Below are 15,221 nucleotides of genomic sequence, written 5' to 3' on the forward strand. Positions count from 1 at the left end.
GGTACACAAATTCATGCGGAGTTCCCAATCATGTCGACCAAAGCCGTCACCGATGCCAGCTTCGCCACGGACGTTCTGGCCTCCGACAAGCCCGTGCTGGTCGATTTCTGGGCGGATTGGTGCGGCCCGTGCAAGATGATCGGGCCGGCGCTTGAGGAAATCGCCGACGAACTGGCCGACAAGGTGTCGATCGTGAAGATGGACATCATGGCCAACACCACGGTCCCCGGTGAAATAGGCGTGCAGTCGATCCCTTTGCTGGTGCTGTTCAAGGACGGCAAGCCCGTCGCGCAGAAGCTGGGCGCCGCGCCGAAAAGCCAGCTGAAGGGCTGGCTTGAAAGCGCGTTGAACTGAGCTTTCGGTGGTAACGTACGCCCCACACGTTACCCTGGACTTGATCCCACAAGCGCAGGGCTAAGCGATTTTCGACCCAAATTCCGGGTCCGCTCGTCCTGAGCCTGTCGAAGGACGCGCGCAACATTCGAGCCTGGCGCTAACAACGAAGCGCATTGGGCGAACGTCGCGCGTGTCCTTCGACGGGCTCAGGATGAGCGGATGTTGGAGGTTTGGTGATTAGCCCTACGCTTTGGGGATAAAGCCCAGGATGACGAGCGAGGCGGTGTTTGGGCCTGGCCCACGTGCCGCCTCAAATAGCGGCCAACCGCGCCGCCATCGCATCAAACAACGCGGGGCTCGCCGCCGCGATCAACCCCGGCTCGAGATGCTGGTCCACCCGGTATGCGCTGCCATCGGGCCGCGCCGCGCGCCCGCCCGCTTCGTTGACGAACAGCACCCCCGCGGCGTGATCCCAGGCCAGCGTGCGTTCGAAAATCGACACATCGTTGATGCCCGTCACGATGCGCGGATACTGCTCTGCGGCACAGCGCGGAATATCGACCAGTGTGTAATGCGGCGCGATCCGCTCTTTCATCGCCGCGCGGTTCGCAGCATCGAGGAACATCAGCGAGATCGCCGCGATGGGCGGGTCTTCGCCGGTTGGGCGCGCGCGCACCGGCTCGCCATTAATCCAGGCGCCATGCCCGCGATGCGCCGAACACAGCCGCCCGGTCAGCACGTCGTAGATCCACCCGGCAACAGCCTCGCCCTGTTCGGCCAGCGCGATCAGGATGCCGAACGGCGGGCGCCCGGCGGCGAAATTGTTGGTCCCGTCGATCGGATCGATGATCCAGCACAGACCGTCGCCGAGCCGGTCGAGCACGGCCGGATCGGCATGCGCGGCCTCTTCGCCCACGATTGCCGCCTCGGGCAGCAGGCGCGACAGTGCCTCGCTCAACAGGTCTTCGGCGTGGGTGTCGGCGACAGTGACCATATCGTCAACCGCCTTGGCGGTGATGTCGCTGTCTGCCAGATGCTGATAGCGCGGCAGGATCGCATCATTGGCGACGCGGGCCAGCAAGGGCCCCATTACAGCATCCAGTTTCAGCGTCATTGTCGCCTCACGTCAGCGGGATCATCACCTGGCTGGCAAAGCCGGGCCGTTCGGTCAGGCCTGCGTACCAGTCTTCCATGTTCGGTAGCGAAGGGCGCTCAAACGGCAGCGTAAAGAAGGTATACGCATAAACACCCATGGGAATGTCGGCCAGGCCAAACGCGTTGCCCGAAAGGAACGGGCGCCGCGCCAGTTCGGCATCGAGAATGCGCGCCTGTTCGATGGTCCTGGCGATCGAGGCGATCACACCGGGGTCGGATAATTGCTTGCCCCGCCGCACCAGGCCCAGAAACGCATCGACTTGCGCATCGGCAAACCCAAAGTGCCAGTCCATCCATTTTTCCGCCTGCGCGCGCGAGGCCGCATCCGGGTGGCGGAACTGCGGCGCGTGCGCATCGGCCAGGTAGCGCAGGATGGTGTTCGATTCCCACAGCGCAAAGCCGCCAGGCACGCTGTCATCCTCGATCATCGGCACCATCGCATTGGGATTGAGCGCCAGAAACGCGTCGGTAAACCCGAACTTGCCGCCCATGTCGATGCGCCGGTGCGGCAGGTCCATCTCGATCGCGGCCCATGCGACTTTCTTCACATTGTGCGAATTCAGCCGGCCCCAGATCGTGATCATGACCGGTAGTCCGCGTTGATCGCGATGTATCCGTGCGTCAGGTCGCACGTCCACACCGTCGCGCGGCCCTGGCCCAGCCCGATATCGACCTCGACCGAAATTTCGCGGCCTTTCAGATGTGCGGCGACCGGCGCCTCGTCGTATTCGGCCAACGGCTGCCCGTCGCGCGCGGCCCATGTCCCGCCAAAGCCGATCGACAGGCGGTCGCGGTCGGCGGGCTCGCCAGCCTTGCCCACCGCCATCACCACGCGGCCCCAATTGGCATCCTCGCCCGCAATCGCGGTTTTCACCAGCGGCGAATTAGCGATCGACAGCCCGATGCGCCGCGCGCTGGAGTCATCGACCGCGCCTGTGACCGACACCGTGATGAACTTCTGCGCCCCTTCGCCGTCGCGCACGACCAGATGGGCCAGGTCGCGGCACACTGCGTGGAGTGCGGCGGCAAAGGCGTCTGCGCCGGGCGAATTCTCGTCCTCGACGCGCGGATTGCCCGCCTTGCCGGTAGCGAACGCCAGCACGGTATCGCTCGTCGAAGTATCGCTGTCGACGGTGATGCACGAAAACGTCCGTGCGTTTGCCCCCGACAGCGCGGATTGCAGGAAGGCGGGGCTGATATCGGCATCAGTAAAAATGTAACCCAGCATCGTCGCCATGTCGGGCGCGATCATCCCCGATCCCTTGATGATCGCGCTAAGCGTCACGGTCACGCCGCCGACGATCGCCGTCGCTGTCGCGCCCTTGGGAAACGTATCGGTCGTCCCGATCGTCCGCGCGGCCTCTTCCCACGATGCCTCGGGCGCAGTCAGCGCAGCGGCAATCCCGGCGATCGCCTTGTCCTTGGGCAAGGGCACGCCGATCACCCCGGTGGACGACACAAACACCTGTTCGCGAGACGCATCGAGATGCCCGGCAACCTGGTCCATGATCGCCTCGACCGCTTCGCGTCCGCGATACCCGGTAAAGGCATTGGAATTGCCTGCGTTGACGACCAGCGCGCGCGCAAACCCTTGCGCGACATTGAGCCGACCCAGCTCGACTTCGGATGAACAGCACACGTTGCGCGTGAACACGCCCGCAACCGCAGTGCCCGCGTCCAGCTCGACAAACGTCAGGTCGGTACGCCCCCAATCCTTGTACCCTGCGCGCACGGTATGCAGGCGCACACCCGCGATCGGCGGCATGACGGGGAAGGGCAGGGCGAGTGGGGAAGGGGCGTCGGACATGGCACCGGCCTTTAACCAATGCGCGCAGGCGCGTCCATGCAGTTGGCCTGCGTTCGTTTTGCTGTTGGGTGGGCCCAAGGGAAAAAGGGGTAGGAGTGGCTTTTAGATCGGCAGGTCATGCAATGTGTGCGGCACTGATAATGCTGCCGGTCACGTCAGCGTTCGCGCGCGCGAATGATCAGCCGAGCTCAAACCCGACGCCGGGTGATGCGACACCGACGTCGCCAAAGGCGCAACCGCCCAAACCGCTTGGCCACCCCGGAGAATGGGTCACAGATCTCGACTACCCCAAAAGCGCGATGCGTATCGGCGCAACGGGTTCAAGCCGACCAGGAAGCACGTCGCGATAAAAACGCGCGCGGTGATCACGGATGTCCCATGATCTCATTCAGTCGCGCAAGCATCGTGGCCGTGCGTTTGGCAATGGACGGTTAAGCAATTTGCCCCTATCTGGCACAGCGATGCGTTTCCTGCTCATCCTCCTGGCCATGATTTCGGGCCTGTCGCTGGCCGATGTGGCGGTGGCGTCCTCGCCTGCGCATGTCGTGGGTCAGGCCGAACATGCCGCTGCGGAAGTGGCACCCGCCGCGATCGCGTGCCCGGTGCGCGCGCGGATCGCGCGGGCGCAATTGCGCCTCGACACGACGCGCAGCGTTTCCCCGGTCGAGGCCGGTTTTGCGCGTTCATGCGGTGTTACCACCGCCGACCAGCCGCACGAATAGGCTTTCGGCCCGGCGCTGCACGGCGCCTGTCCCAACAATCCGGTCGGGCGAGGGCGCTAGAGGCGCCCGGCCCAGCACACTCACCATACATCCAGGAATTTTGCGTATGTTCGGCAGCATTGCCAAGGCCATGTTCGGCTCGTCCAACGACCGCTATGTCAAATCGCTCGACAAAATCGTGCGCAAGATTGCCGATTTCGAGCCCGCGATGGAGGCGTTGTCGGAAGACGCGTTGAAGGCGCAGACGCAGAAATTCCGCGATCAACTGGCCAATGGGCAGACGATCGACGACATCCTGCCCGAAGCGTTTGCGACCTGCCGCGAAGCGTCGCGCCGCGTGCTCGGCATGCGCCATTTCGATGTGCAGATGATCGGCGGGATCGTGCTCCACCGCGGCGAAATCGCCGAAATGCGCACCGGCGAGGGCAAGACGCTGGTTGCCACGCTGGCGACATATCTCAACGCGATCGAGGGCAAGGGCGTTCACGTCGTGACGGTCAACGATTACCTCGCCAAGCGCGATGCGGGCTGGATGGGGCAGATCTACGAATACCTCGGGCTGACGGTGGGCGTGATCGTGCCCAACATGAACGAGGAAGAACGCCGCATCGCCTATGACAGCGACATCACGTATGCGACGAACAACGAACTTGGCTTCGATTATCTGCGCGACAACATGAAGCACGATCGCGGGATGATGGTGCACCGCCCGTTCAATTACGCGATCGTCGATGAAGTCGATTCGATCCTGATCGACGAAGCGCGCACGCCGCTGATCATTTCGGGGCCGACGGACGACAAGAGCGACCTGTATGTCTCGGTCGATGCGGTGATCAAGCGTATCGACCCGGTGCATTACGAAGCCGACGAGAAACAGCGCAGCGTCACGCTGACCGAAGACGGCGTCGAATGGGCCGAGCGCGAGTTGGAAAAGGACGGGCTGCTCGAAGGGTCGAACCTGTATGACATGGAAAACACCATGGTCGTGCATCACCTCGACCAGGCGCTCAAAGCCAATGTGATGTTCAAGCGCGACATCGATTACATCGTGAAAGACGGCAAGATCATCATCATCGATGAAAACACCGGCCGCATGATGGATGGCCGGCGCTGGTCCAACGGGCTGCACCAGGCGGTCGAGGCCAAGGAAGGTGTGCGGATCGAGCCCGAAAACCAGACGATGGCGACGATCACGTTCCAGAATTTCTTCCGCATGTATCCCAAACTGTCTGGCATGACCGGCACGGCCGCGACCGAAGCGCCCGAATTTTTCGACATCTACAAGATGAATGTCGTCACGATCCCGACCAATGTGCCGGTGCAGCGTGTCGATGAAGAAGACGAATTCTACAAGAACACCCACGACAAATTCGGCGCGATCGCCAAGCTGATCCGCGAGAAATACGAAACCGGGCAACCGGTGCTGGTCGGCACGGTGTCGATCGAGAAATCCGAACTGTTGTCCGAATTTCTCAATGCCGAAGGCGTGGTGCACAACGTACTCAACGCGCGCTTCCACGAGCGCGAGGCGCATATCGTGGCGCAGGCGGGCAGCCTTGGCGCAGTGACCGTCGCCACCAACATGGCCGGGCGCGGCACCGACATCAAATTGGGCGGCAATGCCGAATTCCGTATCGAGGACGAATTGGCCGGTGTGCCCGACGGGCCCGAGCGCGAAGCCGCGATCGCAAAGATCGAGGCCGAAGTCGACGAAGCCAAGCGCAAGGTCGTCGAGGCTGGCGGCTTGTGCGTGATCGGCACCGAACGCCACGAAAGCCGCCGCATCGACAACCAGCTGCGCGGCCGTTCGGGCCGCCAGGGCGATCCCGGCCTGTCGAAATTCTACCTCTGTCTCGAAGATGACCTGCTGCGCATTTTCGGCCCCGACACGATGTTTTCGCGGATGATGAATGCCAATCTGGCCGATGGCGAGGCGATCGGATCGCGCTATCTGTCAAAGGCGATCGAGATCGCGCAGAAAAAGGTCGAGGCGCGCAACTACGATATCCGCAAGCAGGTCGTCGAATACGACGACGTGATGAACGACCAGCGCAAGGTGATCTACGAACAGCGGTCGGATATCATGGATTCGGCGGCGGTCGGCGATGTCGTGATCGATATGCGCCAGGATACGATCAACGCGCTGGTCGGCGATGCCTGCCCGCCGGGATCGTATCCCGAACAGTGGAATATCGAGCAGCTGAAGACCCGCACACTCGAAGTGCTGGGCCTGCTGATCCCGATCGACGAGTGGATGCAGGAAGATCACCTTGAGCCATCGGTGATCGACGAGCGCGTGTGCGCAGCGGCCGACGCCCATATGGACGCGCGGATTGCCGCGTTCGAACCTGATGCCTGGGCGAACCTGGAAAAATCGATCCTGCTCGAACGGCTCGATCATCACTGGAAAGAGCATCTGGCCACGCTCGATGCGCTGCGCCAGGTCGTGTTCCTGCGCGCCTATGCGCAGAAAACCCCGATCAACGAATACAAGCAGGAAGCGTTTGGCCTGTTCGAGAAAATGCTCGACGGCATCCGCGAAGACGTGACGCGCATATTGATGACGGCCGAATTCCGCGCCGCGCCGATGGATGCGATGCAATTGCCCGACCTGCCCGATTTCCTGACCCAGCCCAATTTCGGGGGCCCGAATTTTGGCGAGAACATGGTGTTCAGCCATCTCGATCCATTGACCGGCCAGGACGACGCCCAGAGCCTGCGAACGCCGATCCCCAGCCCAGCCTCGGCGCTCGGCCTCATCGGATCGCCGGCCATGGCCGCGGGCAATCCCTGGGCGGGCCAGGATATCAGCCGCAACGCACCATGCCCGTGCGGATCGGGCGAAAAATACAAGCACTGCCACGGCGCGACGGTCTGACGGCACACAACGCTCGCCGACCGTCGTCCCTGGCGTCTTCGTCATTCCAGCCCTGGATCAGGTCCGGAATGACGAATTTTCAGGTGCGCGCGAGCCCCGCCAATGGCGCCAGATACCGGTTCATCGCGGCGGCGATCATCGCTTGCAGATGTGGCTTCGATTCGCCGTAATAGCTGACCTCGCACCCATGCGCCTTTTCTCCGACGACCAGGGCCTGGCACACCTCGATCACATTCATCGCCGGATTGCCTGGATCAAGCAATGCCGCCAGCGCGCGAATTTCACGCCCGGTCAGATCAGGATAATACAAACCCAGCAATTTCGCGCGCGAAATGGATTTCAGCGCAGCGGTCGCGGGATCGTTGTTGAACAGCGTGACATTGGCTCCATGCCGCCGCTTTCGCAGCACCACATCGGGTATCGCGCGAAACACGGCGCCGCGCGCCACGCATTCGATCCAGAATTCATGATCGATCCCCACGCGTCCGCGCGGCGGCGGCGGATAGCGCCAATGCTGCGCGCGCAAAAACGACAGCCGCGCCATCATCGTGGGATGAATCAGCGCCGACCCGTTCAGCAACAGCAGATTGGCCTTGATCTCGCCATCGCTCAGCGGGTGCTGCGGCCGGTCGATCTCGGTGGTGATGTCCGCTTGCGTGCGAATAATCCGCGCGCCCATGATATGCACATCGGCGTGATCGTCGAGAAATTGCGCCTGGATCCGCAACCGGTCGGGCAATGCAACATCGTCCGCATCCATCACCGCGAAATAGTCGCCGGCGGCGCAGGCCATCGCAACATTGTGCGCGGTCGCAATGCCGCAATTGGCGGGCAATGTGACGACACGAAGCCGTGGATCGCGGTATTCGGCCAGAAATGCGGCAGTGCGATCGGTCGAGCCGTCATCGACCACGATCACTTCGATATCGCGCAAGGACTGCTGCAGGATCGAATCGACTGCAGCTTTCACAAACGCTGCGGCGTTGAACGCAGCGATCGACACCGAGACTTTCATTGCAATCTTTCCCCCAGGCAATAGCGCTGGCGCGAATTATAACGATGAAGCATGATCAGATTAAGGCCGTGCCGTGGGCGCTGCGCCACAGGCATTGATGGTCCACCAACGCAATTGCAGCCATCCGGTGTGCACGATCACGCAAAGCCGATCACCGGTTTGAAATGCATCATAAACCTCCCATCGCACCTCGAACTTGCCCGATGCCGTGGTGTTTCCCAACGCTCCCGCAGCACCGCCAAGCACCATGTATGATGCCGCGCCCTTGCCATGTGTCTTAAACATCTGTCTCACGACGCCTGGCACCGAGCGGGACGGTGCAGTCTCATGCATGCCATTCGCCAGCAAAACCAGGGGCTGGAAAAAAAGCACCCCTACAAACCCGCAATAAAAAAAGCGCGGAAGCAAGTCTTCGACCCAATTCGATACGCCGATAGAACCACCGTTTTGGGCCTTCACTTTCAACGCCCTGAGTATGATCGCGAACGTTGCGAAAGACAGTGCGAGCAGCGCTCCCGTGATGAAAGGTGTGAATGAAGGATAGATGTCGAGCGTCATCTCTAGCAAGAAAACGCCCGGAATTATTGTGCAGAATAGCACGAGAAACTGAAGTATGATGCGCGATGCCGGGGTCTCGCGCGTCCTCTGCATCGCCTGTGCAGGTAGAAACGCAGCACCAACAATGCCGGCCAAAGTGCCGCAAACCGCAAATCCGATCATGGTGCCAAGACTTCCGGCTCCGCCCGGTGATGGAGGCGAACGGTTGTGCTGTTTCAGGGGCGCACCCGGAATTTGCCAATTGACCGTTTGATACGCTGTATAAATACTGCCGTTCTTGCGCTCCGTCGCCAGTATCTTGTAGCGGGCGCGGCGGCGCAACAGATCGCAGGTGGCCATGTCTAGCACCGCGCTTCCGCTCGATATGGCGACTTCACAGGCAACTGGCAGGCCCGAAGCGTTCACAGTCAATTTTGCCCGGACGATACCCTGTACGTTCGCTTCTAGCGCTTGCTTCGGATAATCGGCATCGACAATAGGCGATGACGAATTGATCAAGGAAAGCCCGGGGTCCGAAACGCCAGCGCGCGGGCTGTCGGCATGCGCTGCGTGTATGGCTATCACCATCGCCAATCCAAAGGCCAAAGCGGTCCATAGCCCGCACCACCGCGCGATTTTCAAACCCATACCTGGTTCCCCCGATCAGACGGTTCTAGCGCCAGAGCGGCAAGCGAGGCAATGCGCACGCGTCCTCGCGGGACAACGCTTGCCGTCAAAAATTAAGGGATGCGGGACGTCCTTACGACGTCGCCATAATACTGGAAAAAATGGCTCCCTGAGTAGGATTCGAACCTACGACCACTCGATTAACAGTCGAGAGCTCTACCGCTGAGCTATCAGGGAACGGCCCGGTTGCCCGGGGCAGGAGCGCGCTAATAACAGGCGAGCAGGGTTTGGCAAGCACCCAAATCGCGAGTTATGCGCAAAACGCTGATCACCAGTCGCATCTCTGTTTGCGAAAAACCGGTGCCCGCTTTTTCGCGCGATGCTCAGACCATGAACTGTTCGGCAAAGATGCGCTCGTCCAGGCTCTTGCCCTTGTCGAACAGCAGCGTCAGCTCGTGTTCGGGCCAGGCGCGCACGCGCACTTCGCTGATATCGCGCACTTCGGTCTGGTCGGCCACGACCGAGACCGGGCGTTTGACGGATTCGCGCGCGCGGAAAATGATCTCGGCATTGTCGGGCAGGATGGCGCCGTGCCAGCGGCGCGGGCGGAATGGGCTGATCGGGGTCAGCGCCAGCATTTTGGACCCCAGCGGCAGAATCGGGCCATTGGCCGACAAGTTATAGGCAGTCGACCCGGCAGGTGTCGCGACCAGCACGCCGTCGCAGCTCAGTTCGGGAATACGGACTTTGCCGTTCACGACGATTTCCAGCTTGGCCGTCTGGCGCGTTTCGCGCAGCAGCGACACTTCGTTGATGGCCCACGACGTGGTGACGGTGCCGCCATTGGTTGTTGCCTCCATCCACAGCGGGGACACCGCGATCGAGCGCGCGCGCGCGACACGTTCTTCCAGCGTGCGGCTCGATTTGTGGCGGTTCATCAGAAAGCCCACGGTGCCCAGGTTCAGGCCATAGACCGGCCGCACGCGCTCGGTTTCGAGCATGGTGTGCAGCACCTGCAGCATGAAGCCATCGCCGCCCAGCGCCACCACGATATCCGCCTGCTCCAAATCGGCCCAGTCATGGCTTTTGCGCAATTCGGCCTCGGCCTCTTGCGCGCGATCGGTCGGAGAGGCGACCAGCGCGAGCCGGGGCGGGGTTACGGGCATTTGGAAACTGGTCCCTCTGGTTGGTCTGCGCAGCGCGGCGAGACACTGTGACCGGGTCTATGGACCGCCCCATTGTGGTGCAATCCTTAATGACCCGTCGATTTGATCATATCGTGCGTTGATGAATTGCACAAAGTCTTCGACTATGGCGCAACACGATGGGGTCAAATTGCAATCATGCCTGAGTTTTCCGATTTTCTGACCGGTCTGGTCGGCGCCGGACCCGCGCGCGACTGGCTGGAAATGGCGGCCGGCACCGGGGCGGCCAAGGCGATGCTGATCAGCCTGCCGCGTCTGCAATCGGTCAATCTGGCTTACGGCAAGACCGCGGGCGATCAGGTGCTGGTCGAAATGGCGCATCGCATTCGCGAATTTGCCGAAAGCGAAATCGGCCCCGATACCCTGATCGCGCGCCTGGCCGGCGGTCAGTTCCTGATCGCTGCGCGCGGCACGATCGATGGCGATCGCTGGCACTACCTGGCCGAAGCGCTGGGCCGGGTGATCGGCAACGTGCAGACAGTCGAGGACGAGGCGCTGCATCTGGTGCCGCGCATCGCGCTGGCCGATGCGCAGGCAGGCGACAATGGCGAGACGATCATCGACCGACTGGCGCAGGCCGCCGCGCAACTGGAACGGCTGCCCGGGCGGCGCGTCATGTGGGCGGATGAAGGCGAGACCGTGCCGGGCGGCAGCATCGCGCTGCTGGAGGCGGACCTGCTTGGCGCGATGCACCGCGACGAAATCGCGATCCTGTTCCAGCCGCAGTTCGACATCCGCACCGGCGCGCTGTCGGGCGCCGAAGCGCTGGCACGGTGGCAACATCCGCGCTTTGGGCGGATCGCGGCGGAGACGTTGTTTGCCGTGGCCGATCGCGGCGATCACGTGGCGCAACTGTCGCACCATATCGCCAGGCGCGCGCTCGCGCTGGCGGCACGCTGGCCGGCAGGGCCGCTGCGGATGTCGCTGAACATCACGGCCGAGGATTTTGCGCAAGGCGATGTCGCAGGGCGCGTGCGCACGCTGCTGGCGCAAAGCGGATTTGCGGCCAGCCGGTTGACGCTGGAAATCACCGAACAGTCGCTGATCGGCGATTTCGATGCGAGCGCGCTCGCCTTGCGGGCGCTGGCCGATGACGGCGTGCAGATCGCGCTGGATGATTTCGGCACCGGGTATTCGAATTTCCGCGCCTTGAAAGTGCTGCCGCTCGATACGTTGAAGCTCGATCGCTCGCTCGTGCGCGATATCGCGCACGATCCGCGCGACCGTGCGATCGTGGCGGCGATGATCGCGATGGCGCGCACGCTCGATCTGAAAGTCATTGCCGAAGGGATCGAGACCGAGGCGCAACTGGCCATCCTGGGCGAACTGGGATGCGATCTGTTCCAGGGGTTTTTGCGCGCCGGGCCGGTTTCACCGCAGGAGTTTGCGGATTTGGCCGCCGAACAAAGCCCGCTCCTGCTTTAGCGCCGCCCCTCAGGGGAGGGCTTTTTCACGCGGCTTTCTTCGCTGCTTTCAGCACGATTGCCGACAGCCCGCGGGTCAATTGGACCAGGCCGTTCAGGCGCGCTTCGGCATTGCCCCAGGCGCGCTGGATCACCATCTTGTTGTCGGGGCGCAATTTGGCGACGCCGTTCAGGCGTTGCACATAGGCGAACAGGCCCTGCGGATCGGCGAACGTATCGCCGTGGAAACTGACCAGCACGCCCTTGGCGCCGACATCGATCTTGCTGATGCCGGCGACGATTGCCTGGCGCTTGACCTCGATCAGGCGCAGCAGGTTGACGGTCGGCGGCGGCAGGGGGCCGAAGCGGTCGATCATTTCGGCGGCCAGCGCCTCGACCGCTTCAGGCCCCTCGGCATCGTTCATCCGGCGATACAGCGCCATGCGCACGGCGAGATCGGGCACGTAGTCCTCGGGGATCATGATCGGCGCATCGACGGTGATCTGCGGGTTAAGCGCGCCGCGCTCTCGCAAGGCGCTGAAATCGCCCGCCTTGGCTGCCATGATCGCGTCTTCGAGCATCGATTGATACAGTTCGAAGCCGACTTCCTTGATATGCCCCGATTGTTCGTCGCCCAGCAGATTGCCGGCGCCGCGCAGATCGAGATCGTGACTGGCCAACTGGAACCCGGCGCCCAGTGAATCCAGATCGCCCAGGACTTTCAGGCGTTTTTCCGCAATCGGCGTCAGCGCGTGACCTTCTGGGTAGACCAGATAGGCATAGGCGCGCAGCTTTCCGCGACCGACCCGCCCGCGCAACTGGTACAATTGCGCCAGGCCGAAACGATCGGCGCGGTGCAGGATGATCGTGTTGGCGCTGGGGATATCGATCCCGCTTTCGATGATCGTCGTCGACAGCAGCACTTCGTATTTGCGCTCGTAAAACGCGCCCATGCGGTCTTCGACTTCGGTCGGGCTCATCTGGCCATGCGCGGATACGGCGCGGATTTCGGGGACGTTGAGCCGCAGCCATTCTTCCATTTCAGGCATGTCCGCGATGCGCGGTACCACGATGAAACTTTGCCCGCCGCGCTGGTGTTCGCGCAACAGCGCCTCGCGCATCACCAGATCGTCCCACGGCATCACATACGTGCGCACGGCGAGCCGGTCGACAGGCGGCGTTGCAATCGTGGTCAGTTCGCGCAGGCCCGACATCGCCATCTGCAAGGTGCGCGGGATCGGCGTCGCGGTCAGCGTGAGCACGTGGACATCGGCCTTCAGCTCTTTCAGCCGCTCCTTGTGCGTCACGCCAAACCGCTGTTCCTCATCGACGATGACGAGACCCAGGTTGCGGAACGCGATCGATTTTGCCAGCAACGCATGCGTGCCGATCACCACGTCGATCGTGCCGCTGGTCAGCCCGGCGCGCGTTTCGGCCGCTTCCTTGGCGGGCACCAGCCGCGACAGGCGGCCGACATTGAGCGGAAAGCCCGAAAACCGTTCGACAAACGACGTGTAATGCTGGCGCGCGAGCAAGGTCGTCGGCGCGATCACTGCGACCTGACGCCCGGCCATTGCCGCAACGAACGCGGCGCGCAAGGCCACCTCGGTCTTGCCGAAGCCGACATCGCCGCACACCAGCCGGTCCATCGGCTTGCCCGAAGCCAGATCGCCCAGCACGTCGTCGATCGCGCGCTCCTGGTCGTCGGTCTCGGTCCATGGAAACCGATCGACAAACGGGCCGAAGCTGGCGGGATCCACATCGAGCACATCGGCCTGGCGCAGCGCGCGCAACGCCGCGGTCGACATCAATTGCCCGGCCATTTCCAGAATGCGCTCGCGCATCCGCGCCTTGCGCTTCTGCCAGCCTTCACCGCCCAGCCGGTCGAGCGCGACATTGTCGTTGTCATTGCCATAACGCGACAGCACGTCGAGATTTTCGACCGGAATATACAGCTTGTCATTGCCGGCATACGTCAGCTGTACACAGTCGTGCGGGCTGTCGCCGACGCGGATCGGCTCCAGCCCTTCGTAACGCCCGATGCCGTGTTCCATATGCACGACAAGGTCGCCGGGATTGAGCGCGGACAGCTCGGCCAGGAATGCGTCGGCATCCTTGCGCTTGCGTTTGCGCCGCACCAGCCGGTCGCCCAGGATGTCCTGCTCGGTGATCAGTTCCAGATCGTCGCGGGCAAACCCGTGATCGAGCGGCAGGACGACGGCCGCGATCTTGCCCGTTGCGGCCAGGCCCAGCGCCTCCTGCCAGGTTTCGGCCATCACGGGCTTGGCCTTGCCCGCATCGCCCAGCAGCGACGCCAGCCGCGAGCGCGATCCCGATGAATAGGCCGCCAGGATCGGTTTCAGCCCGCGCGTGGCAAGCGCAGAAAGATGGCGTGCAGCGGCTTCGTATACATTGCTGCCCTGCGCGCGTTCGGGCGTGAAATCGTGCGCGCTGGCAAAACCGAAATCGAGCACGCGTGCCGATTCCGGCTCGGCAAAGATCGACAGGCGATGGACCGGCCAACCCGCCAGCGCGCGTTCGAATTCGTCGTTGCCCAGATACAGCGACGCGGCATCGAGCGGACGATAGTGGCCGGCCTGCGCCCGCGCGGATTCGACACGCGCCTGATAGTAATCGTGAATATCCGACAGCCGCGTTTCCGCAGCCTTTGCCGCGCCCGCGTCGAACAGCACCAGGTCGCCTTCGCCCAGATGGTCGAACAGCGTGACCATGCGGTCTTCGAACAACGGCAGCCAGTGCTCCATCCCGGCGAGCCGGCGCCCGTCGCTGACCGCCTGGTACAGCGCGTCGCCGGTGGCACTGGCGCCGAAAATTTCGCGATAGCGGCTGCGAAACCGTTTGATGCTGGTTTCGTCGAGCAGGGCTTCGCTGGCCGGAATCAGCATGTGGCTGTCAACCGGCTGCACCGAACGCTGCGTGGTGGGGTCGAACAGGCGCAGCGTTTCCAGCTCGTCGCCAAAGAAATCGAGCCGCAACCCGTGGTCGAGCCCGCTGGGGAACAGATCGAACACGCCGCCGCGCACCGCGTATTCGCCGGCATCGATCACCGTGTCGGCGCGCATGTACCCCTGGCGCTGCAGCAGCGCGATCAGGCTGTCACGGCCGATTTCCATTCCGGGTTTGAGCACGCGGGTCGATTCGCGGATGCGGAACGGCGTCAGCACCCGCTGCAACACCGCCGCGACCGTGGTGACGAGCAATTGCGGGCCGGTCTGCTTGACTTGCAGCCGCGACAACGCGGAAAGGCGCCGCGCGCTGACCGACAGCGCCGGCGATGCGCGATCGAACGGCAGGCAGTCCCACGCAGGAAAGTCGATCACATCGAGTTCGGGCGCAAAGAATGTGGCAGTATCGACGACCGAACGCATCGCGGCTTCATCGGTGGCAATGAAGACGGCGCGGCCTTTGGCGGCACGTGCCAGATCGGCGAGCACCAGCGGTTGTGCACCGCGCGCGATCGAGGCCAGCGTCAGCGGGCTGGTGGCGGACAGGATACGGGCAAGTTCAGGCATCGG

At 62.8% G+C, this 15,221-nt stretch carries 11 protein-coding genes and 1 tRNA gene; 4 read left to right on the top strand and 8 right to left on the bottom strand.

Going from position 1 to position 15,221, the window contains the following annotated elements; translation table 11 throughout:
- Nucleotides 1-30 precede the first annotated feature (30 nt).
- Complete coding sequence (gene trxA, locus ACOOE2_RS09960; protein ID WP_420382859.1) at nucleotides 31-354, top strand: thioredoxin; 324 nt, start codon at nucleotides 31-33, stop codon at nucleotides 352-354.
- Between the two features lie 292 nt (nucleotides 355-646).
- Here trxA and ACOOE2_RS09965 read toward each other — a convergent pair whose 3' ends face one another.
- From ACOOE2_RS09965 to argJ, 3 genes are read right to left on the bottom strand one after another with little or no spacing between them, the layout of a single operon-like run.
- The gene (locus ACOOE2_RS09965) at nucleotides 647-1,450 is read right to left on the bottom strand and encodes an inositol monophosphatase family protein (protein WP_420382860.1); all 804 of its coding nucleotides are present in this window, start codon (nucleotides 1,448-1,450) and stop codon (nucleotides 647-649) included.
- Between the two features lie 7 nt (nucleotides 1,451-1,457).
- Nucleotides 1,458-2,075 (bottom strand): glutathione S-transferase family protein, encoded by a 618-nt coding sequence (locus ACOOE2_RS09970; RefSeq protein WP_420382861.1) that lies wholly within the window; start codon nucleotides 2,073-2,075, stop codon nucleotides 1,458-1,460.
- Nucleotides 2,072-3,298 (bottom strand): bifunctional glutamate N-acetyltransferase/amino-acid acetyltransferase ArgJ, encoded by a 1,227-nt coding sequence (gene argJ / locus ACOOE2_RS09975; RefSeq protein ID WP_420382862.1) that lies wholly within the window; start codon nucleotides 3,296-3,298, stop codon nucleotides 2,072-2,074. Before argJ ends, ACOOE2_RS09970 begins: the two co-directional genes overlap by 4 nt.
- 461 nt (nucleotides 3,299-3,759) lie before the next feature.
- On the opposite strand from argJ, the gene ACOOE2_RS09980 reads away from it, so the two are divergent.
- Both ACOOE2_RS09980 and secA read left to right on the top strand, forming a co-directional pair.
- Nucleotides 3,760-4,020, top strand: coding sequence for a hypothetical protein (locus ACOOE2_RS09980; RefSeq protein ID WP_420382863.1), 261 nt, complete (start codon nucleotides 3,760-3,762; stop codon nucleotides 4,018-4,020).
- Between the two features lie 106 nt (nucleotides 4,021-4,126).
- Nucleotides 4,127-6,898: a preprotein translocase subunit SecA gene (secA, locus tag ACOOE2_RS09985; protein WP_420382864.1), complete on the top strand. Its 2,772-nt coding sequence runs from the start codon at nucleotides 4,127-4,129 to the stop codon at nucleotides 6,896-6,898.
- 79 nt (nucleotides 6,899-6,977) lie between these two features.
- On the opposite strand, the gene ACOOE2_RS09990 is transcribed toward secA, so the two are convergent.
- The 4 genes from ACOOE2_RS09990 to ACOOE2_RS10005 all read right to left on the bottom strand — a co-directional run bounded on the left by ACOOE2_RS09990 (nucleotide 6,978) and on the right by ACOOE2_RS10005 (nucleotide 10,243).
- Nucleotides 6,978-7,913 carry a glycosyltransferase family 2 protein gene (locus ACOOE2_RS09990; RefSeq protein WP_420382865.1) on the bottom strand — a complete coding sequence of 312 codons (936 nt, stop codon included), beginning with the start codon at nucleotides 7,911-7,913 and terminating at the stop codon, nucleotides 6,978-6,980.
- A 60-nt stretch (nucleotides 7,914-7,973) separates the two neighbouring features.
- Nucleotides 7,974-9,098, bottom strand: a complete 1,125-nt coding sequence (locus tag ACOOE2_RS09995; RefSeq protein ID WP_420382866.1) for an energy transducer TonB — start codon at nucleotides 9,096-9,098, stop codon at nucleotides 7,974-7,976.
- 141 nt (nucleotides 9,099-9,239) lie between these two features.
- A tRNA-Asn gene (locus tag ACOOE2_RS10000) sits at nucleotides 9,240-9,314 on the bottom strand.
- A 146-nt stretch (nucleotides 9,315-9,460) separates the two neighbouring features.
- Entirely contained in the window at nucleotides 9,461-10,243 is a 783-nt protein-coding gene (locus ACOOE2_RS10005) for an NAD kinase (protein WP_420382867.1), read from the bottom strand.
- Between the two features lie 177 nt (nucleotides 10,244-10,420).
- Between ACOOE2_RS10005 and ACOOE2_RS10010 the strand changes: the two genes are divergently transcribed.
- Entirely contained in the window at nucleotides 10,421-11,707 is a 1,287-nt protein-coding gene (locus ACOOE2_RS10010; protein ID WP_420382868.1) for an EAL domain-containing protein, read from the top strand.
- Between the two features lie 25 nt (nucleotides 11,708-11,732).
- Here the strand turns inward: ACOOE2_RS10010 and mfd are convergent, their stop codons facing one another.
- On the bottom strand, nucleotides 11,733-15,218 hold the full coding sequence (gene mfd / locus ACOOE2_RS10015) for a transcription-repair coupling factor (protein ID WP_420382869.1): 3,486 nt from the start codon (nucleotides 15,216-15,218) through the stop codon (nucleotides 11,733-11,735).
- Between the last annotated feature and the right edge of the window lie 3 nt (nucleotides 15,219-15,221).

It is taken from the genome of Novosphingobium sp. (genome assembly GCF_965214355.1).
Classification (GTDB): Bacteria; Pseudomonadota; Alphaproteobacteria; order Sphingomonadales; family Sphingomonadaceae; genus Novosphingobium.